Annotated in this window: 20 protein-coding genes and 1 other annotated feature; of the genes, 12 read left to right on the top strand and 8 right to left on the bottom strand. The window is 56.9% G+C overall.

Annotated features, from left to right (window positions below):
* Nucleotides 1-30 precede the first annotated feature (30 nt).
* Complete coding sequence (locus AB6731_RS17245; protein WP_371006598.1) at nucleotides 31-1,260, top strand: DUF3748 domain-containing protein; 1,230 nt, start codon at nucleotides 31-33, stop codon at nucleotides 1,258-1,260.
* 10 nt (nucleotides 1,261-1,270) lie between these two features.
* On the opposite strand, the gene AB6731_RS17250 is transcribed toward AB6731_RS17245, so the two are convergent.
* On the bottom strand, nucleotides 1,271-1,588 hold the full coding sequence (locus tag AB6731_RS17250; protein WP_025202651.1) for a YceK/YidQ family lipoprotein: 318 nt from the start codon (nucleotides 1,586-1,588) through the stop codon (nucleotides 1,271-1,273).
* 248 nt (nucleotides 1,589-1,836) lie between these two features.
* Nucleotides 1,837-1,909: a sequence feature (ROSE (Repression Of Heat Shock gene Expression) occurs in the 5'-region of heat shock genes and acts as an RNA thermometer to modulate expression.), on the top strand.
* Here AB6731_RS17250 and ibpA point away from each other — a divergent pair.
* From ibpA to AB6731_RS17265, 3 genes are all read left to right on the top strand, one after another.
* A complete protein-coding gene (gene ibpA, locus AB6731_RS17255) occupies nucleotides 1,903-2,313 on the top strand; it encodes a small heat shock chaperone IbpA (RefSeq protein WP_008500162.1) in 411 nt (136 codons plus the stop codon). (Overlaps the previous feature by 7 nt.)
* 136 nt (nucleotides 2,314-2,449) lie before the next feature.
* Nucleotides 2,450-2,878, top strand: a complete 429-nt coding sequence (gene ibpB / locus AB6731_RS17260) for a small heat shock chaperone IbpB (RefSeq protein WP_025202652.1) — start codon at nucleotides 2,450-2,452, stop codon at nucleotides 2,876-2,878.
* 152 nt (nucleotides 2,879-3,030) lie between these two features.
* A complete protein-coding gene (locus AB6731_RS17265; RefSeq protein ID WP_047954846.1) occupies nucleotides 3,031-4,692 on the top strand; it encodes a putative transporter in 1,662 nt (553 codons plus the stop codon).
* On the opposite strand, the gene AB6731_RS17270 is transcribed toward AB6731_RS17265, so the two are convergent.
* The gene (locus AB6731_RS17270) at nucleotides 4,660-5,406 is read right to left on the bottom strand and encodes a GntR family transcriptional regulator (protein ID WP_014167973.1); all 747 of its coding nucleotides are present in this window, start codon (nucleotides 5,404-5,406) and stop codon (nucleotides 4,660-4,662) included. The two genes, AB6731_RS17265 and AB6731_RS17270, sit on opposite strands and share 33 nt — an antisense overlap.
* Nucleotides 5,407-5,629: 223 nt before the next feature.
* On the opposite strand from AB6731_RS17270, the gene AB6731_RS17275 reads away from it, so the two are divergent.
* The 4 genes from AB6731_RS17275 (at nucleotide 5,630) to AB6731_RS17290 (ending at nucleotide 9,347) form a co-directional block, all read left to right on the top strand.
* The gene (locus tag AB6731_RS17275; protein ID WP_371006600.1) at nucleotides 5,630-7,252 is read left to right on the top strand and encodes an alpha-glucoside-specific PTS transporter subunit IIBC; all 1,623 of its coding nucleotides are present in this window, start codon (nucleotides 5,630-5,632) and stop codon (nucleotides 7,250-7,252) included.
* Nucleotides 7,249-8,571, top strand: coding sequence for a 6-phospho-alpha-glucosidase (locus AB6731_RS17280; protein ID WP_014167975.1), 1,323 nt, complete (start codon nucleotides 7,249-7,251; stop codon nucleotides 8,569-8,571). Before AB6731_RS17275 ends, AB6731_RS17280 begins: the two co-directional genes overlap by 4 nt.
* Nucleotides 8,572-8,662: 91 nt before the next feature.
* Complete coding sequence (locus AB6731_RS17285; protein WP_020882741.1) at nucleotides 8,663-9,010, top strand: YidH family protein; 348 nt, start codon at nucleotides 8,663-8,665, stop codon at nucleotides 9,008-9,010.
* Entirely contained in the window at nucleotides 9,000-9,347 is a 348-nt protein-coding gene (locus tag AB6731_RS17290; protein WP_014167977.1) for a DUF202 domain-containing protein, read from the top strand. The genes AB6731_RS17285 and AB6731_RS17290 overlap by 11 nt, the downstream gene beginning before the upstream one ends.
* Here the strand turns inward: AB6731_RS17290 and dsdA are convergent.
* A complete protein-coding gene (gene dsdA, locus AB6731_RS17295; protein ID WP_371006601.1) occupies nucleotides 9,331-10,623 on the bottom strand; it encodes a D-serine ammonia-lyase in 1,293 nt (430 codons plus the stop codon). The genes AB6731_RS17290 and dsdA overlap by 17 nt on opposite strands.
* A gap of 17 nt (nucleotides 10,624-10,640) precedes the next feature.
* Entirely contained in the window at nucleotides 10,641-11,978 is a 1,338-nt protein-coding gene (gene dsdX, locus AB6731_RS17300) for a D-serine transporter DsdX (protein WP_014167979.1), read from the bottom strand.
* Nucleotides 11,979-12,182: 204 nt separating this feature from the next.
* On the opposite strand from dsdX, the gene dsdC reads away from it, so the two are divergent.
* Nucleotides 12,183-13,109: a DNA-binding transcriptional regulator DsdC gene (dsdC, locus tag AB6731_RS17305; RefSeq protein WP_025206531.1), complete on the top strand. Its 927-nt coding sequence runs from the start codon at nucleotides 12,183-12,185 to the stop codon at nucleotides 13,107-13,109.
* A gap of 85 nt (nucleotides 13,110-13,194) precedes the next feature.
* On the top strand, nucleotides 13,195-14,283 hold the full coding sequence (locus AB6731_RS17310) for a cellulase family glycosylhydrolase (RefSeq protein WP_371006602.1): 1,089 nt from the start codon (nucleotides 13,195-13,197) through the stop codon (nucleotides 14,281-14,283).
* Here AB6731_RS17310 and emrD read toward each other — a convergent pair.
* The 4 genes from emrD to tisB form a co-directional block, all read right to left on the bottom strand.
* On the bottom strand, nucleotides 14,186-15,370 hold the full coding sequence (gene emrD / locus AB6731_RS17315) for a multidrug efflux MFS transporter EmrD (protein WP_020882737.1): 1,185 nt from the start codon (nucleotides 15,368-15,370) through the stop codon (nucleotides 14,186-14,188). The two genes, AB6731_RS17310 and emrD, sit on opposite strands and share 98 nt — an antisense overlap.
* A 175-nt stretch (nucleotides 15,371-15,545) precedes the next feature.
* A complete protein-coding gene (locus AB6731_RS17320) occupies nucleotides 15,546-16,379 on the bottom strand; it encodes an EamA family transporter (RefSeq protein ID WP_073397505.1) in 834 nt (277 codons plus the stop codon).
* 62 nt (nucleotides 16,380-16,441) lie between these two features.
* A complete protein-coding gene (locus AB6731_RS17325) occupies nucleotides 16,442-16,888 on the bottom strand; it encodes a GNAT family N-acetyltransferase (protein ID WP_014167984.1) in 447 nt (148 codons plus the stop codon).
* Nucleotides 16,889-16,952: 64 nt separating this feature from the next.
* On the bottom strand, nucleotides 16,953-17,042 hold the full coding sequence (gene tisB / locus AB6731_RS17330; protein WP_020684667.1) for a type I toxin-antitoxin system toxin TisB: 90 nt from the start codon (nucleotides 17,040-17,042) through the stop codon (nucleotides 16,953-16,955).
* Nucleotides 17,043-17,568: 526 nt separating this feature from the next.
* On the opposite strand from tisB, the gene ivbL reads away from it, so the two are divergent.
* A complete protein-coding gene (gene ivbL, locus AB6731_RS17335) occupies nucleotides 17,569-17,667 on the top strand; it encodes an ilvB operon leader peptide IvbL (RefSeq protein ID WP_071605430.1) in 99 nt (32 codons plus the stop codon).
* A gap of 107 nt (nucleotides 17,668-17,774) precedes the next feature.
* A complete protein-coding gene (gene ilvB, locus AB6731_RS17340) occupies nucleotides 17,775-19,463 on the top strand; it encodes an acetolactate synthase large subunit (protein ID WP_020882735.1) in 1,689 nt (562 codons plus the stop codon).

Consider the following 19,463-nt stretch of genomic DNA (forward strand, 5'->3'; position numbering starts at 1 on the left):
GATGCGATAACTGCGCATCAGGGTAACGCCATGAAACAAATCACCTTCGCCTCCCATCATCACCAGCTTACCAATATCAATACCTGGACGCCGGACAGCCAGTGGCTGGCCTACGATGTGCGTCCGTCCGGCGCATCGTTTACCGGTGAAACTATTGAGCGGGTCAATGTTATTACGGGTGACGTCGAGGTGATCTATCGCGCCAGTCACGGTGCGCATGTTGGCGTGGTGACCGTTCATCCGCAGCAGGACAAATATGTCTTTATCCACGGCCCGGAAAACCCGGATGCAGACTGGCACTACGATTTTCATCATCGTCAGGGCGTGGTTGTACACAACGGTCAGGTGAGTAACCTGGACGCCATGGATATCACGTCGCCTTATACCGCAGGCGCGCTGCGTGGCGGCAGCCACGTGCACGTTTTTAGCCCTGACGGACAGTTCGTGAGCTTTACCTACAACGACCATGTATTGCATGAGCGTGACCCGAAGCTCGATTTACGTAACGTCGGCGTCGCAGTACCTTTTGGCCCGGTGATGCCGCAGGGGACGCATCCACGTGAATATTCCGGCACCTTCTGGAGCGTGCTGGTGAGCCGCACGACGCCCGCGCCTCAGCCCGGCAGCGATGAGATCAACCGAGCCTATGAAGAGGGCTGGGTGGGCAATGACAGGCTGGCGTTTATCGGCGATACCGTGTCTGCGACAGGCGAGAAAGTGCCAGAACTGTTTATTGTGGATCTGCCCAACGACGAGCAGGGATGGAAACGCGCGGGCGATGCGCCGCTGCAGGGGACTCCTGAGACGCTGCCTGCGCCCCCGGCGGGTGTCATGCAGCGCCGGCTGACCTTTACCCACCTGCGGGCATTCCCGGGGCTGGCAAACGTGCCGCGTCACTGGGTGCGCTGTAACCCGCAGGGGACGCAGATTGCGTTTCTGATGCGTGATGATAAGGGCATTGTGCAGCTGTGGCTTATCGCTCCAGAAGGCGGCGAACCACGCCAGTTGACGCATAACGAAAGTGACATTCAGTCGGCATTTACCTGGCACCCAGCCGGTCACCGTCTTGGATTTGTGCTGGAAGAGCGGATTGCCTGCTGTGATGCGCAAACCGGAGAGGTGACGTTTTTGACGTCCGATCACGGCAATCCACCGTCTGGTGATGCGGTCGTGTTTTCCCCGGACGGGCGTTTTATTGCATGGATGGAAGAGACAGAAGGTTTCCGTCAGCTTTGGCTAACGGAAACCGGGCAGCGTTAACGCGTTGGCGTTAAGCGGGCGGAATGACGGAATTGGTGGCCAGATTTTGCTGCTCGCTTTTCTCTACCCGCGAGCGCACGGAGCTGTCCTTACGGAACATATCCCACGGCAGCAAAAGCGTATCGGCCACAGCCGTAAACGGCATATCCAGGATGACCAGGGATTTTGTGCCCCAGTTGGTATCGTCATCGGAGATCATCTCAGCGCTGGCACGCGTCCCCGGATATGTTCCTTCTTTACCGCCGGTGTGAGACATCACGCTCGAACACCCGCAAAGTAAAACAACCCCGCTGAACGTCGTCAGCTTTATCAGAACATTTTTCATCATCACTCAGTCATCGTTAATGGCACTGCATAAACCTGCAACTCAGGGTTATAGCGAGCCTCGTTCAAAATGGATAGCCCGATAACCCCGCACTGTGGCAGCCATCGCAATTTAACCCTTTGTGCTGTTGTCCCAGTCTAAGCGAGATGCACGAAAGTGCAAAAAAAAGTGCGCCCGCTGCGCTTGAAAAGACCGGTTCCAGACCCATTTTAAGAATGTAACCCGATAACGAACACGCCTGCGGGGTGTTCAGGGGCACACTGGCCTGTCCATGGTGGAAGGCTACAATTTCTCGCTGATTTCAGGAGCTTTTATTTATGCGTAACTTCGACCTTTCCCCGCTATACCGTTCTGCAATTGGTTTTGACCGCCTGTTTAACCATTTAGAAAATAACCAAAGCCAGAGCAACGGCTACCCTCCATACAATGTTGAACTGGTTGATGAAAACCACTACCGCATCGCCATTGCCGTCGCCGGTTTTGCAGAGAACGAACTGGAGATCACCGCGCAGGACAACCTGCTGGTGGTGAAAGGTTCACATACGGCTGAGCAGAAAGAACGCACCTACCTTTATCAGGGTATCGCCGAGCGCAACTTTGAACGCAAGTTCCAGTTAGCCGAGAACATTCACGTGAAAGGCGCGAACCTGGTCAACGGCCTGCTGTTTATCGAACTGGAACGTGTGATTCCGGAAGAGAAAAAACCGCGCCGTATCGAGATCAACTGATTATGCGGGTCGCGCGAGCGGCCCACCCAGAATTGCTTGCCGTAATGGGAGCATATGTGAATCCATGAGGATTTGCAGGAACAACTGCGCACAAAAATAAACTGTGCCGAACTCGCTTCTCAGAAGGAGATTTAGTATGCGTAACTACGATTTATCCCCCCTGCTGCGTCAGTGGATTGGTTTTGACAAACTGGCTAATGCCCTGCAAAGCACCACCGAGCAACAGACGTTTCCGCCGTACAACATCGAAAAAAGCGATGACAACCACTATCGCATCACCCTTGCGCTGGCCGGGTTCCGCCAGGACGATCTGGATATTCAGCTCGAAGGCACGCGCCTGACCGTGAAAGGTACGCCGGAAAAACAAGAAACCGAGACCAAATGGCTGCACCAGGGCCTGGTTAATCAGCCGTTTAGCCTGAGCTTTACTCTGGCTGACCATATGGAAGTGTCCGGTGCGACATTTACCAACGGGCTGCTGCATATCGACCTGACCCGCAACGTGCCGGAAGCCATTGCACCGCAGCGTATCGCCATTAGCGAGCGTCCTGCGCTGAACAGTTAATCCTCTGCGGGTTGTTGCCTCTCCCACAGGGAGAGGATGAAAAGATAACGCCCTGCCCCGGCAGGGCTTTTTTGTGCGCCATCGCCCATACAACCGCGTGCGGCTCTGAGAGAATCCGTAGCATAACTAAGGTTATGCACAGGAAGTGGATCATGAGTGATATCGCGTTAACCGTTAGCGTGTTGGCCCTGGTCGCAGTGGTGGGTCTGTGGATTGGCAATATTAAAATCCGCGGCGTCGGATTTGGGATAGGCGGGGTGCTGTTCGGCGGGATTTTTGTCGGCCATTTTGCCGACCAGCTTGGGCTGGTGCTCAGCGCCGAAATGCTCCATTTCATCCAGGAATTCGGTCTGATCCTCTTCGTCTACACCATTGGTATTCAGGTGGGGCCTGGCTTTTTCGCTTCCCTTCGGGTCTCCGGATTACGGCTGAACCTGTTTGCCTTCGGCATTGTGGTGATGGGAGGGCTGGTCACCGCCATTCTGCATAAGCTCTTCGATATTCCGCTGCCGGTGGTGCTGGGTATTTTCTCCGGGGCGGTCACCAATACGCCTGCACTGGGTGCAGGGCAGCAAATTTTGCGCGACCTTGGCATCTCCCCCGGTATTGTCGACCAGATGGGGATGAGCTACGCCATGGCCTATCCGTTTGGGATTTGCGGCATTCTGCTCTCCATGTGGCTGGTGCGGGTACTCTTTCGCATTAACGTCGAAAACGAGGCGAAAGACCACGAAACCACGCTCACCAACGGCCATATGCCGATCAAAACCATCAACATTCGCGTCGATAACCCCAACCTCAACAATATGGCGATTCAGGATGTGCCGATCCTGAACAGCGCCAATATTATCTGCTCGCGCCTTAAACGTGACGATATGCTGATGGTACCCGCGCCCGGGACCATTATTCAGCAGGGTGACCTGCTGCACCTGGTCGGACAGCCCGGGGATTTAAACAACGCGCGGCTGGTGATTGGTCAGGAGGTGGAGACCTCGCTCTCCACGCGCGGCACCGATATGCGCGTAGAGCGCGTCGTGGTGACCAACGAGCACGTGCTTGGCAAGAAAATACGCGATTTGCAGGTTAAAGAGCGCTATGACGTCGTGATCTCCCGTCTTAACCGTGCTGGGGTGGAACTGGTCGCCAGCCCGGAAGCCAGTCTGCAGTTCGGCGATATCCTGAACCTGGTTGGGCGCCCGTCATCCATTGATGCAGTAGCGGACATGGTGGGTAACGCCCAGCAAAAACTGCAGCAGGTGCAGATGTTGCCGGTCTTTATCGGTATCGGGCTGGGGGTGCTGCTTGGCTCCATTCCGCTGTATGTCCCGGGTTTTCCGGTCGCGCTCAAGCTGGGCCTGGCGGGTGGACCGCTGATTATGGCGCTGATCCTCGGGCGTATCGGCTGTATCGGTAAGCTCTACTGGTTTATGCCGCCGAGCGCCAACCTGGCGCTGCGCGAGCTGGGGATTGTGCTGTTTCTGGCGGTGGTCGGCCTGAAATCCGGGGGCGATTTTATCGATACCCTGGTGAAGGGCGAGGGGATGAGCTGGGTCGGCTACGGGATATTTATCACGGCGATTCCGCTCCTGACGATGGGGATCCTGGCGCGGATGTTCGCCAAAATGAACTATCTGACGCTCTGCGGCATGCTCGCCGGATCAATGACTGACCCACCCGCACTGGCCTTTGCCAACAACCTGCACGCCACCAGCGGCGCGGCGGCGCTGTCATACGCCACAGTCTACCCGCTGGTGATGTTCCTGCGCATTATTACCCCGCAGCTACTGGCGGTGCTGTTCTGGGGGATGAGTTAGCAGATCGTCCGGGTGGATGCGCCGCAGATGGTAGTCCACCTGGTAATCACGGGTATTACGGAACATCACGGAATAATTGAGAAATTCGCCGCTGTCGCTGTAGGAGAGAGACGTTATCCGCAGCAGCGGCGTCTGTTCCGGCAGGTTCAGGTAACCGGCGAGCTGTTTATCTGCCAGCACCGGCGTCAGGCTCTCGTAGTTGCCGCTGATGGTTATCCCGCACTCCTTCTCGATGTAATCAAACTTCGACCCCTCCAGATGTGCCAGTGAAAGCGTGCGGAACAGCTTCACGGGCATAAAGCTGTCCTCCAGCATCAGGGGTTTTCCGTCGACATAACGCACCCGGCGCGAGAAGTAGATGCGCTCATCCACCTGAATGCGGAGCTGGCTGGCGATAGCGGGCGGGGCGGGCATCACTTCGAACTGTAGCACCTTGCTCTGCACCTCTTTTCCCTGCTGGCGCAGCACCTCCACCAGCCCGGTCAGATTGGTGGTTTCGTGGTGGACATCTTTACGCGCCACGAATGTCCCGCTACCGTGTCGGCGTTCAACCAGCCCCCAGTTCACCAGCAGATCCAGCGCCTTTCGAATGGTCATCCGCGCCACGCCAAACTCCTGCGCCAGCGCTTTCTCACCCGGCAGCGGACTCCCGATATTGTAGTCCGACGAATTCAGCCGCAGCCGCAACCTGTCAGCGATAGATTTGTAGATCACCAGTAGACCTCTCTGCCTGTATTAACGCGTGGATTGCGTCCTGACATGTCCATATTAACAACGAAAAGTAGACCTGACTGGTCAAAATAAAACCATGAATGCGATCACGAATCGCAGCGGCACGTCATGTTCGCCCATGGGTAAATTCTTATGCTCACTTCAGGCCCAGCAAAAAATCATAAAGGCCTCTACCCCCTACAGGTTGTTACGTGAGGATTTAAAAATGCTCAGTCAAATACAACGTTTTGGCGGCGCCATGTTTACCCCGGTGTTGTTATTTCCCTTTGCCGGGATCGTGGTCGGGATCGCCATCATGCTTCGCAACCCGCTGTTTGTGGGCGAGGCCTTAACCGCCCCCGATAATCTGTTCGCGCAAATTGTTCACATCATTGAAGAGGGCGGCTGGGCGGTGTTTCGCAATATGCCGCTGATTTTTGCCGTGGGTTTACCGATTGGTCTGGCGAAGCAGGCGCAGGGCCGCGCCTGCCTGGCGGTGCTGATCAGTTTTCTGACCTGGAACTACTTTATCAATGCGATGGGGATGACATGGGGTCATTTCTTTGGCGTCGACTTCGCCGCTGAGCCCACTGCCGGCAGCGGACTGGCCATGATTGCCGGTATCAAAACGCTCGATACCAGCATCATTGGGGCGATTGTGATTTCGGGGATTGTCACCGCTATCCACAACCGCTATTTCGACAAGCAGTTGCCTGTTTTTCTGGGGATTTTTCAGGGCACCTCGTTTGTCGTTATCCTCGCGTTCTTTGTGATGATCCCCTGCGCCTGGCTGACGCTGATGGGCTGGCCGAAAGTGCAGCTCGGCATTGAGTCCCTGCAGGCCTTTTTACGCTCTGCCGGTGCGCTGGGGGTGTGGGTTTATACCTTCCTGGAACGCATTCTGATCCCTACCGGATTACACCACTTTGTCTATGGTCCGTTTATCTTTGGCCCGGCAGCGGTCGAGGGCGGCATCCAGGTTTATTGGGCGCAGCATCTTCAGGAATTTAGCCAAAGCACGCTGCCGCTGAAAACCCTGTTCCCGGAAGGCGGTTTTGCGCTTCACGGCAACGCCAAAGTGTTTGGCTCTGTCGGGATTGCGCTGGCGCTCTGGTATACCGCATCACCGGAAAACCGCGTCAAAGTGGCAGGCCTGCTGATCCCGGCCACGCTGACCGCCGTGCTGGTGGGCATTACCGAGCCGCTGGAATTCACCTTCCTGTTCATTTCGCCGCTGCTGTTTGCCGTCCACGCCGTTCTGGCTGCCACGATGGCGACGGTGATGTACATCTTCGGCGTCGTGGGCAACATGGGCGGCGGACTGCTGGACCAGTTCCTGCCGCAAAACTGGATCCCCATGTTCCACAACCACGCCTCGACGGTATTCACCCAGATGGGTATCGGTCTTTGCTTCACCGGCCTCTATTTCGTGGTCTTCAAAACGCTGATTGAACGGCTGAACCTTAAAACCCCGGGCCGTGAAGAGAGCGAAGTCAAACTTTACAGCAAGGCGGATTATAAAGCGTCGCGCGGGCAAACCACCGCACCGGCTGCCGCCAGCCAGCAGGTTGGGCAAGCCGCCGGATTCCTGCAGGCGCTGGGCGGCGCGGCCAATATCGAAAGCATTAATAACTGCGCCACCCGCTTACGTATCGCGCTGGTCGACATGGCGCAAACCCAAAGCGACGACGTCTTTAAGGCCCTGGGCGCACACGGTGTGGTGCGACGCGGCAACGGCATTCAGGTGATTGTTGGACTGCACGTTCCTCAGGTGCGAGACCAGCTTGAATCGCTGATGAAAACCCCTTCAACAAACGAACAAACTACCCTGACAGAGGCTATATCATGAAAAAATTCTCAGTTGTCATTGCAGGCGGCGGCAGTACCTTCACGCCGGGGATCGTCCTGATGCTGTTAGCCAACCGTGACCGTTTTCCGCTGCGCGCGCTGAAATTCTATGACAACGACGGCGCACGTCAGGAGACCATCGCCGAGGCGTGCAAGATCATCCTTAAAGAGCAAGCTCCGGAGATTGAGTTTAGCTACACCACCGATCCTGAAGCGGCCTTTACCGACGTCGATTTTGTGATGGCACATATCCGCGTGGGGAAATACCCGATGCGTGAAAAAGACGAGAAAATCCCCCTGCGTCACGGTGTGCTGGGTCAGGAGACCTGCGGACCCGGCGGGATCGCCTACGGCATGCGCTCTATTGGCGGCGTGCTGGAGCTGGTCGATTACATGACGCAATACTCCCCGAATGCGTGGATGCTGAACTACTCGAACCCGGCGGCCATCGTGGCTGAAGCGACCCGTCGCCTGCGACCCAACGCCAAAATCCTCAACATCTGCGATATGCCCATCGGCATTGAAGGGCGTATGGCGCAGATAGTCGGCCTTAAAGACCGTAAAGAGATGCGCGTGCGTTACTACGGGCTGAACCACTTCGGATGGTGGACATCCATTGAAGATGCAAACGGCAATGATTTAATGCCGAAACTGCGCGAATATGTCGCGAAAAATGGCTATGTGCCGCCCTCTGACAATGCCCATACCGAAGCCAGCTGGAACGACACGTTCGCGAAGGCAAAAGATGTGCAGGCGCTGGATCCGGACACCATGCCAAACACCTATCTGAAATATTACCTGTTCCCGGACTACGTGGTCGCGCACTCCAATCCGGAACGCACGCGCGCTAACGAGGTGATGGATCACCGTGAGAAGCATGTGTTCAGCGCCTGCCGGGCGATTATCGAAGCCGGTGTATCGTCCGCCGGGGAGCTGGAAATCGACGAACATGCGTCGTACATCGTCGATCTGGCGACTGCGATTGCCTTCAACACTCAGGAGCGCATGCTGCTGATTGTGCCCAACAACGGTGCCATTCATAACTTTGATGCCGACGCGATGGTAGAAATTCCGTGCCTGGTCGGTCATAACGGGCCGGAGCCGTTAACGGTGGGCGATATTCCACACTTCCAGAAAGGGTTGATGAGCCAACAGGTAGCGGTGGAAAAACTGGTAGTGGATGCCTGGGAGCAGCGCTCGTACCAGAAATTGTGGCAGGCGATTACGCTGTCGAAAACGGTGCCGAGCGCCTCCGTTGCGAAAGCGATTCTGGATGACCTGATCGAGGCCAACAAAGCGTACTGGCCAGCGCTGCATTAATCGTCCTGACCGGCATCGCCCGATGCCGGTCTCCTTGTCCTTGTCGATTTACGCTATGCTGGAACCTGCCTGTAGCAGACAAGGAATCTTCATGAAAATTTCTCGCCTCGGTGAAGCCCCTGACTACCGCTTCTCGCTGGCTAATGAGCGTACGTTCCTCGCATGGATCCGCACCGCGTTGGGCTTTCTCGCCGCGGGTGTGGGGCTTGACCAGCTCGCGCCTGATTTTGCCACGCCGCTGATCCGCGAAGTGCTGGCGTTGCTGCTGTGCCTGTTTGCCGGTGTGCTGGCCATTTACGGCTACCTGCGTTGGCTGCGTAACGAAAAGGCGATGCGGCTCAAGCAGGATCTCCCGTATACGCGTGGGTTACTCATCATCAGTATGATTTTGCTGGCGGTAGCGGGCGTGGTGATGGTGCTGGTGTTGTATGGTGGATAACCGCAAAGCGCGACGCGAAGCCGACCCCGGCCTGCAGCCGGAGCGGACGTCGCTGGCCTGGCTGCGTACGTTACTGGGGTATGGCGCGCTGATTGCCCTCGCCATCAAGCACAACTGGCATCGCACAGGCGTGCCATTCTGGATCTCACTGGTCGTGCTGGCGCTTGTGGCGATCGTTTTGTGGCGCTATACCCGCAGTCGCAACGTAATGGATGTGACGCAGGACGATTTTGTACAGCCGAAGGCGGTGCGCGATAAGTTCCTGATCGCCCTCGCGGTGCTGTCGTTGTCACTGCTGTTTGCGGTCACCCATCTGCAGTTTATTTTTTCCCTTTAGCCAGGTACTTCGCCATCTCGTCTTCCGGCACCATTCCGCCGCCGGTTGCCCAGACCAGATGGGTCGCGTTCGCGGATGCGACAGGAACACGCAGCGGCCCGGCCATGCCCGCCAGCGCCGACGGCTCAAGGCGAATGCCTTCTTCCTGCGCCAGCCAGCCGAGCATGTCGTACATGCTTTGATCGGAAAGGGTATAGAACCCGTCAAGCAGCCGCTCCATCGCCCGGCCCACAAAGCCAGACGCGCGTCCAACCGCCAGCCCGTCGGCGGCCGTCACGTTGTCGATACCCAGATCCTGCACGGCGATGGCATCATGCAGTCCGGTGTAGACCCCCAGCAGCATGCACGGGGAGTGCGTCGGCTCGGCGAAGAAACAGTGTACGTTATCGCCAAAGGCCAGCTTCAGGCCAAACGCCACGCCGCCAGGACCGCCACCGACGCCACAAGGCAAATAGACGTACAGCGGATGTTCCGCATCCACCACGCGACCCTGTGCGGTAAACTGCGCTTTTAGCCGCTCGCCTGCCACCGCATAGCCGAGGAACAGCGTGCGGGAGTTCTCATCGTCGATAAAGAAACAGTTCGGATCGCTCTCCGTGGCCTTACGTCCTTGCTCCACCGCCACGCCGTAATCCTGCTCATATTCCACGACGATCACACCGTGGCTGCGCAGTTTGGCTTTTTTCCACTCACGGGCATCGGCAGACATGTGCACCGTAACCTGAAAGCCGATGCGCGCGCTCATGATGCCAATGGACATCCCGAGGTTGCCGGTGGATCCCACCGCGATACTGTACTGGCTGAAGAACGTTTTAAAACGCGGTTCCAGCAGGATGCTGTAATCGTCTTCGACGCTTAGCAACCCTGCTTCCAGCGCCAGTTTCTCGGCGTGAGTCAGCACTTCATAGATGCCCCCGCGCGCTTTGATGGAGCCAGAGATAGGCAGATGACTGTCTTTTTTCAGCAGCAGCGTGCCGGGAATGGCCACCCCCGATTCGTTCTCCAGCCTTTTCTGCATCGCCGGGATAGCCACCAGTTCGGACTCGATAATCCCCTGCGTGGCCGCCGTTTCGGGGAACGCTTTTGCCAGATACGGCGCAAAGCGGTTAAGGCGTGCATGCGCGTCGTCCACATCGGCTTTGCTCAGCCCGACATACGGCAACCCTTCAGCAAGCGAGGTGGTGCGTGGGTTTAGCCAGGTGGTCTCTTTCAGGGCAATCAGATCCTCAATCAGAGGGAACTGTGCGGTTAAGGTGCTGATAGTTGCGTTTTCCATAGTACGTCTCTTCGCGCTCAGATAATGAAAGAAAGCAGGAATGTGCTGCCAAGTGCAAGTACCGAGGCGATAAACGTCGCCGTCGTATAGTACTTCAGGGTCTCGTTCAGGCTGGCACCGCAGTACTGCTTCACCAGCCAGAAGAGGGAATCGGTCACGATCGTGCAGCCAATGGCACCGGAACCGATGGCAATGGTGATGATCTCCGGACTGACGTTAGGATAGAGCGGCAGCATGGGTGCGACGATGGCAGTTGCGCCCATCATCGCCACCGTTGCCGACCCCACCGCCGCGTGCAGAACCAGCGCCACCAGCCACGCGAGCAGGATCGGGTGCATATTCAGGTTCGACAGAATGTGCGCCAGGGTATCGGCCAGGCCGCTGGTTTTGAGGATGGCGTTAAACGCGCCGCCCGCGCCGATAATCAACAGAATGTTGGCGATGGCGCCAAAGCCATGCTCGGTATGGGTCAGCATCGTACCCATCCCCATATGCTGGCGCAGCCCCAGCAGGTAATAGGCGACAAACACGGCGATGAACATGGCGGTGATCGGGTTACCGATAAATTCCAGCAGCGTATACAGCGTGCCTTCTCTTGCCATATTCAGCTCGGCGAGGGTCTTCACCAGCATCAGGCCAATGGGCAGCAGCACGGTAAACAGCGTGGCTCCCAGCGAGGGCAGCGTATGTTCTTCACGAACATTGAGGTCAGAAAATTCAGCCGGGACGGCTTTGAAGGGCAGGCGATCGCCCAGCAATTTCAGGAACAGCGGGCCGCCAACCAGCGAGGCCAGCAGGCCAACCATCAGACCGTAGACGATAACCGTCCCCACGTCCGCCCCCAGCTTATTCGTGACAAACAGGGCCGCCGGGTGCGGCGGAACCACGCAGTGCACCGCCATCAGCGCGGTACAGAGGGGAATGGCCAGCTTCAGCAGCGAGGTATGGGTCTTTTTGGCGATGGAGAAGGCCAGCGGGATAAGCAGGACGACGCCGACTTCAACAAACAGCGTAATGCCGCAGATAAGCCCCACCAGTACCATGATGACATCAGCTGACAGCCAGCGGCAACGCTGAAGCGCTATCCCAATGCGTTCTGCCGCACCGGACACTTCCATCATCTTGCCGAGGATGGTGCCAAGCCCGATCACCGCCGCCAGGAAGCCGAGCGTGCCGCCAATACCGCTTTCAATGGCATTCACCATGTCCAGCGGGCGCATTCCCATCATGGCACCGACAAAAAAGCTCGCCAGCAGCAGCGCCAGGAACGGGTGAAACTTCAGTTTTACGATAGTTAATACGATTAACGCGATGCTGATGAGCAGCGTCGCCACAACCCAGACCTGAGCACCCATATCTCACCTCACCCTTATGTTATTTACGGGTATTGGACGAAAAATCAGCGGGTGCTGACAAACGATATAAATTGCCTTTCAGATGAGCCAGATTGGACCAAACGCGTGACTGGACTCAAAAAAGCGCACTTAATACGTGTTTGGTTCACATAAATTCAACTTTGAGCGGTATCCTGAGCAGCAAAAGTCCGTGTGAGAAGTGCGATGAATGACGCAAATGAAGGCCGAAACCGGCTGTTAAACGGCTGGCAGCTGTCAAAAATGTATACGTTTGAAGTGGCCGCCCGCCACGAGTCCTTCGCGCTGGCGGCGGAGGAGTTGTCGCTCAGCCCCAGTGCGGTGAGCCACCGTATCAACCTGCTGGAAGAGGAGTTAGGGATAGCGCTGTTTGTCCGCTCCCACCGTAAAGTGGAGCTGACGCAGGAGGGGAAACGCGTCTACTGGACGCTGAAATCGTCGCTGGATACGTTGAACCAGGAGATCCTGGATATCAAGAATCAGGCGCTGTCCGGCACGTTGACGGTTTACTCTCGTCCGTCGATTGCCCAGTGCTGGCTGGTGCCCATGCTCGGGGATTTCACCCGGCGTTATCCCGCGATCTCGCTGACCATCCTGACCGGTAATGAAAACGTCAATATGCAGCGAACCGGTATCGATCTGGCGCTCTATTTCGACGATACGCCGCCAGCCAATTTGACGCATCACTTCCTGATGGACGAGGCGATTTTACCCGTCTGCTCGCCGGCGTATGCCCGGGAACATGACCTGCTGAAAAACCCCGCCCACCTCAGCCACTGTACGCTCCTGCACGATCGCCAGGCCTGGAGCAATGATTCCGGTACCGATGAATGGCTCAGCTGGGCGGCGCATTTTGCAGTGAACATGCCATCATCATCGGGCATTGGCTTCGATCGCTCTGATTTAGCGATTGTCGCGGCAATGAACCATGTCGGGGTCGCGATGGGGCGAAAACGGCTGGTACAAAAGCGGCTCGAACGCGGTGAGTTGATTGCACCGTTTGGGGAGAAAACGCTTAAATGCCATCAGCATTACTACATGTCGACCCTGCCAGGACGACAGTGGCCGAAAATTGATGCCTTTATTAGCTGGCTGAGAGAACTGGCTGGCTGAAGAATTATTACGCTTTGGCGCTACACCAAATGTGAAAAAGCGTGCTAAATACAGGTAATGCTTTTGATTTCTCGCAAGGTACACCGTGTTAAAGCCTTTGATTGCCACTGCGTTACTGTTCTCTTCCGGCTGGGTGATTGCCGCTGAGCCACCGCTGACGGCTGCGCTTTATGCGCAAAAGCTGGGCGTGGGGATGGACGTAGACTGGGCGCGCACCGAGCGCGGCATTCGGGAGTTCGATCCGCTGGTGGTTCGCGATTTTCGTGCGAAGGGTATCAGCCATGTGCGTATCCGCGTGGCCGATGAACCGACGGAAGCGCGGCTGATTCATCTGCGTAAGCTGGTGGAAGCCTGCGAGCAATACGGGGTGATCCCGATTATCACTTATCAGGCCGATGAATATAAAAACGACCCGAAAGCCGAGACGGAAAAAGAGGTGATTAACTGGTGGATTGCCGTGGCGCACTACTTCGGCCAAAGCTATCCCCTGCTGGGTTTTGACCTGATTTATGAACCGGCGGACAAGCTCAACCATAACGCCGCGCCGCTTAACCGGGTTTACGAGAAAACCGTCAAAGACATTCATGCAATTGATGCTAATCGCATGATCTTCATCGCGCCACGTCTGCGGGCTGCGCCAGAGGACCTCTCCAGCCTGAAACTCCCGGCGCACAGCCAAAATTATCTGCTGGCGGAGTGGCACATTTTCCCGTGGGGTCCGCTAAAGAGTAACGGTAAATATCCGTGGACGTCCGGGACGGTGGCGGAGAAAGCGGCTATCCATAATCGTATTGCGACCGCGCTGCACTGGCAGCAAAAAACCGGTCACGTCAGCTGGGTGGGCGGCTGGGGCGTGGGTGAATCAAACCACTTCACCCCAACCGCATCGCAAATGGCGTTTGCCTCGTTTATGGCCTGCGAACTGCAAAAGGCCAAAATTCCCTACGCTATCAACGCGGATATTCAGTTTTACGACGGGGAAGAGGGCGCCTGGCGTCCTGCGCCAGAGCCGTTGCTGCAGGCCATGATCGCGCCTGTTTGTGAAAAGCCCGGCGAGAAGCCGGGCCATCATGCGGTTAAACCGGCTGCTCGTGATGGGGAACACGCGACGCCAGCGGCAGCCAGCACAGTAAAATCAGCAGCCCCATCAGCGTCATCAGCAACCCCAGACTAGCCTGGCCAGTTTGCGGCATCATCGCCGAAAGCCAGGCCAGCGCGCCGGAACCGATGTTCTGCAGTCCCCCCACCAGTGCGCCCGCCGTGCCTGCGAGGAACGGGAACGGCTCCATTGCGCCGCTGGTGGCGAGCGGGAACAGCATCCCCGCGCCGAAGAAGAACAGCGCCGCCGGGATCAGCAGCGTCCAGACGGTCATCACACCAAACAGCCCCGGGATCCACATCATCAGACCTGCCAGCAGGCAGCTGATCACCGACTGCCACATCAGCGTTGAGAAACGCTTGTTCTGACGGCCGGCAAACCAGGCACCAAAGAACGCGGCCGGGATGGGCAGAATAAACAGGATACTGACCACCATGCTGCTCAGGCCAAGCCCGGCACCCAGCAGCACGCCGGAGCAGGCTTCAAACACGGCAATACCCGCCAGGCCACCAACCAGCATCAGCAGATAACAGGTAAACGCGCCGTTGCCGAACAGCGTTTTATAGCTGGTGATAAGGCGGGTGCGTGGCGCGTCCGTTGGCCGGGTTTCCGGCATCCACCGCGCCATGCTGAAGGTCACAATCACGCACAGCACCAGCAGGAAAGCGTAGCAGGCACGCCAGGACCACATCGTATCGAGCAGGCCACCAATCAGCGGCGCCAGCAGAGGGCTCACCAGAATCCCCATATTTAACAAACTGTTGGCATGGCGGAGCTGGGTGCCCTGATAGAGATCGCGTGGCAGGGTTCGCGCCATCACCCCTCCGACGCCGGTGCCGACACCCTGCAGGGCGCTGGCGGCAATCAATATGGTCAGGTTATGGGTGGTAATGGCAATCACCGTCGCCACCATGAAAATGGACATACCCACCAGAATCACCGGGCGACGCCCGACGCGGTCAGACAGCGGTCCATAGAACAGCTGCGAAACGCCATAGGTCAGCAGATAAGCTGCCATTACGCTCTGTACTGCGCCCTCGCGGACGTTAAGTTCCTTTGCCATATCGGCGATCGCCGGAATGTAGATGGTTTGCGCCATCTGACCGACGGCCACCAGTAACACCAGCATCAACAATAAGTTAACGTTCCTGTGTTTTTTCATGTCGCTGAATACTTTTGCCAAAAGAGAGAAATAAAGAATAAGTGACTACGCATTCCCATAAATGCGCGAGGAATCTACCACAGAGAGATGACAAATTAAGCATTCCTGTGATGAATGTCAGAAGGGGTAAAGGCAGGATTTGTAAACAAGATCGGCAACTAATGTTGCCAGTGATTTATGCCAGGCGCAGCAGGATCGCCCCGCCCGCAATTCCCACTGCGGCCGCGATACGCAGTCCCGCAACCTTCTCTTTTAACAGCACAAATGCGATCAGCGCCCCGAAGAGGATGGATGTTTCACGCAGGGCGGCGACCACGGCCAGCGGAGCCTGGGTCATCGCCCAGAGCGCCAGCCCGTAAGAGCCCATGGTGCCGATACCCCCGAGCAGCCCTTTTTTCCAGTGCGTACGCAGGTATCTGGAAGCTTCGCGTCGGCGCGCCAACATCGCCCAGAAGAGCAGGCAGAAACCATTCATAAAGAAGGTCCATAGCGTATAGCCCAGCGCGGTGTCTGATAACCGCACGCCGGTGCCATCGACCAGCGTATACCCGGCGATAAAGCAGGCATTGAGCAGGGCAAGCCAGACCCCCTTACGCGACGTCATGCGGCCGTTCATGGCCATAGCCAGAATCGACAGGCAGATCACGGCGATGCCGGACCACGCGAGCCATGACAGGCTATCTCCCAGCACCAGCACGCTTATCAATGCCACCAGCAGCGGTGCCGTACCGCGCATCAGCGGATAGGTCTGGCTCATATCGGAGACCTGGTAGGTCTTTGCAACCAGCACCGTGTACACCACCTGCAGCGCGCAGGAGACCCCTAAAAACGGCCAGCTGGCAGCAGACGGCTGTGGGGAGAAGGGCAGTAATACCAGGGCGATAAACGCGGCGGAACCGCTAACGCTGATTGCTGAATAGAGCTTGTCTGTACCGGCTTTAACAATGGCGTTCCAGCTGGCATGCAGCAGCGCGGCGAACAGTAAAATGCAGAAGACGGTAATGGTCATGGCGTATCTGGCGGTGAATTGTCACTCAACTGTAACATTCACCACCTGATGCTGCCAGCCGGTCACACCGCGCAAAACAGACGGTGTGTGACCCGTGGTTCATCCGAGACCAGCGTAAAGCCCGCCTGATGATAAAACCCGTAGGCAGCGTCCGGGGCGTGGGTATTGAGAAAATCAAACCAGATGCTGGCATCGGCCATTACCACGGTCAGAAGCTGCTTACCAATGCCCAGCCCGCGGCACTTCTCGCTGACGTAGAGATGACGAATGCGGCCGGCGCGCGGCTGCTGGCTGAAGGGATCGCGGTTAAGACCGCATACGCCCACCAGCTTGCCGTTCAAAAAGGCGCCCAGCAGCTTTTCGCCCGGTGCGTTAAAACGGTTTTCACCGCGCTGCCAGTTCTCTTCCAGCCGGCGCAGCATGTTGAAATTCGATGCGATACTTTCGGCCTTTAAGGCGATATAGCCTGGTTCTTCTGGCGTGACAGGCTCAATTAACAGACGCGACATAGCATTCCCTCGTTATTAAAGAGGGGCGGTTGCCCGCCCCTCTCAGGTGCGACTTGAACCTGAATCACCGAAGGTATTTCAGGACAGCATCAAGTAGTTGCAGTACAGCAACAATGAGTTTGAGGATAAGTATCACCATATCCACTACGCTCATACGCGTCTCCTTTTGGTTAAAAGGAGCACGATGCTGGCGTACCTTTCCGCCGCCTGTGACCAGCACCTGGATTGACGTAACACAGTGTGCTCACTTCAGGGGGTTAAGGCACTGACGGCACCACCCGTTTCAGCCAGGACTTCGTTGCGCCGGTAGAACTGCGGCCCCCTCGCTCACTGCGAACACCCTCAGTATAGATAAGTACTGTATGCATGAACAGTATTTTTTTGGACAAAATTCAGAAGGCGGTCCATACTCAAAAACGTCAAAATCCGTGCCTGAATTGCGCGTTCGTCTTCGATCGCGTATACTTTTTGCGTTGACGTAACACAGTGTGTTCTGCGGCGACCAACCGCAAAACCTCTGAAAAAAAACCTCGCTCAGGCGAGGTTTTTTGTTTTCTGCACGCAACAAACGAAACGTGATCTTCGACGCATTTTTGCGCAGATGAAAATATTTCCATTGTCATGCCCGAAAAGCTGTGTTTGTATAAATTCTATCAATAGATTCCAAACACAGGTCCCCAATGACAGCATCCATGTTCACCTCGACCCTACTAGCAACTGCGCAACCAGCCGCAGTGGTCGTCGTGCGTGTGGTGGTGGTCGTCGGCAATGCGCCGTAGGGACTGGATCAACACACGAATCCAAAACCCCGCCGGCGCAAACCGGGCGGGGTTTTTCGTTTAAGTACCCTCCCCGGAAAGTCGGCCCAGAAGAAAAGGACTGGAGCATGGCAAGTTCGGGCACAACATCCACCAAAACGCGTTTCACGGGCGCGCAGTTAATCGTTCATTTGCTGGAACGACAGGGCATCACCACGGTTGCGGGGATCCCGGGCGGCACGGTGCTGCCGCTGTATGATGCGTTAAGCCAAAGCACGCAGATTCGTCACGTTCTGGCGCGTCACGAGCAGGGCGCGGGTTTCATCGCTCAGGGCATGGCGCGTACGCAGGGCAAACCCGCGGTCTGTATGGCCTGCAGTGGCCCGGGTGCGACTAACCTGGTCACCGCTATCGCCGACGCGCGCCTGGACTCAATTCCACTGATCTGCATCACCGGCCAGGTGCCGTCCTCCATGATCGGTACCGATGCGTTTCAGGAAGTGGATACCTACGGCATCTCTATCCCCATCACTAAACATAACTATTTAGTTCGCGATATCGCCGAGCTTCCTCAGGTTATCAGCGATGCGTTTCGTATTGCGCAATCCGGCCGTCCCGGCCCGGTGTGGATAGACATTCCTAAGGATGTTCAGACCGCAGAGATCGAGATTGACGTGCTGCCGGAGCCGGGTGAACGTGCGCCAGCGCCGCAGTTCAGCGCAGAGAGCGTGCAGGCTGCAGCGGCGATGATTAACGCCGCCAGACGCCCGGTGCTTTATCTGGGGGGCGGGGCGATTAATGCCTCCGACGCGGTACGCCAGCTCGCAGAGAAAGCCAGCCTGCCCACCACCATGACCCTGATGGCGCTGGGTATGTTGCCAAAAGCGCACCCGCTGTCGCTGGGTATGCTGGGGATGCACGGCGCGCGCAGCACGAACTACATTCTGCAAGAAGCGGATTTGCTGATTGTTCTGGGTGCACGTTTTGATGACCGGGCGATTGGCAAGACCGAGCAGTTCTGCCCGAACGCCAAAATCATCCATGTGGATATCGACCGTGCCGAGCTGGGTAAAATCAAGCAACCGCACGTGGCGATTCAGGGTGATGTTGCCGAGGTGCTGGCGCAGTTGATTCCGCAAACGGACGCTTCCGATCGCGCCGACTGGCGTCAGCTGGTTGCCGATTTGCAAAAAGAGTTCCCGGGCGCTATCCCAACCGAGGGGGACCCGCTGAGCCATTACGGGCTGATTAACGCCGTGGCCGCCTGCGTTGATGACAGCGCGATTATCACCACCGACGTTGGCCAGCACCAGATGTGGACCGCCCAGGCCTACCCGCTGAACCGTCCGCGTCAGTGGCTGACCTCGGGTGGGCTGGGGACCATGGGCTTTGGCCTGCCGGCGGCAGTGGGTGCGGCGCTGGCCAACCCCGATCGCAAGGTGATCTGCTTCTCCGGTGACGGTAGCCTGATGATGAACATTCAGGAAATGGCGACGGCAGCCGAAAACCAGTTAGACGTGAAAATCATCCTGATGAACAACCAGGCGCTGGGGCTGGTGCACCAGCAGCAGAGTCTGTTCTATACGCAGGGCGTGTTTGCCGCGACCTATCCAGGAACGATTAACTTTATGCAGATTGCCGCCGGTTTTGGCCTGCATACCTGCGATTTGAACGCCGAAGCGGACCCTCATGCGGCGCTGCAGGCGGCGATTTCTCGTCCTGGTCCGGCGCTGATCCACGTGCGTATCGATCCTGAACAAAAAGTGTACCCGATGGTGCCGCCAGGTGCGGCAAATACTGAGATGGTGGGGGAATAA

The sequence above is a fragment of the Enterobacter sp. RCC_40 genome (genome assembly GCF_041360735.1).
GTDB classification, from domain to species: Bacteria; Pseudomonadota; Gammaproteobacteria; order Enterobacterales; family Enterobacteriaceae; genus Enterobacter; species Enterobacter ludwigii.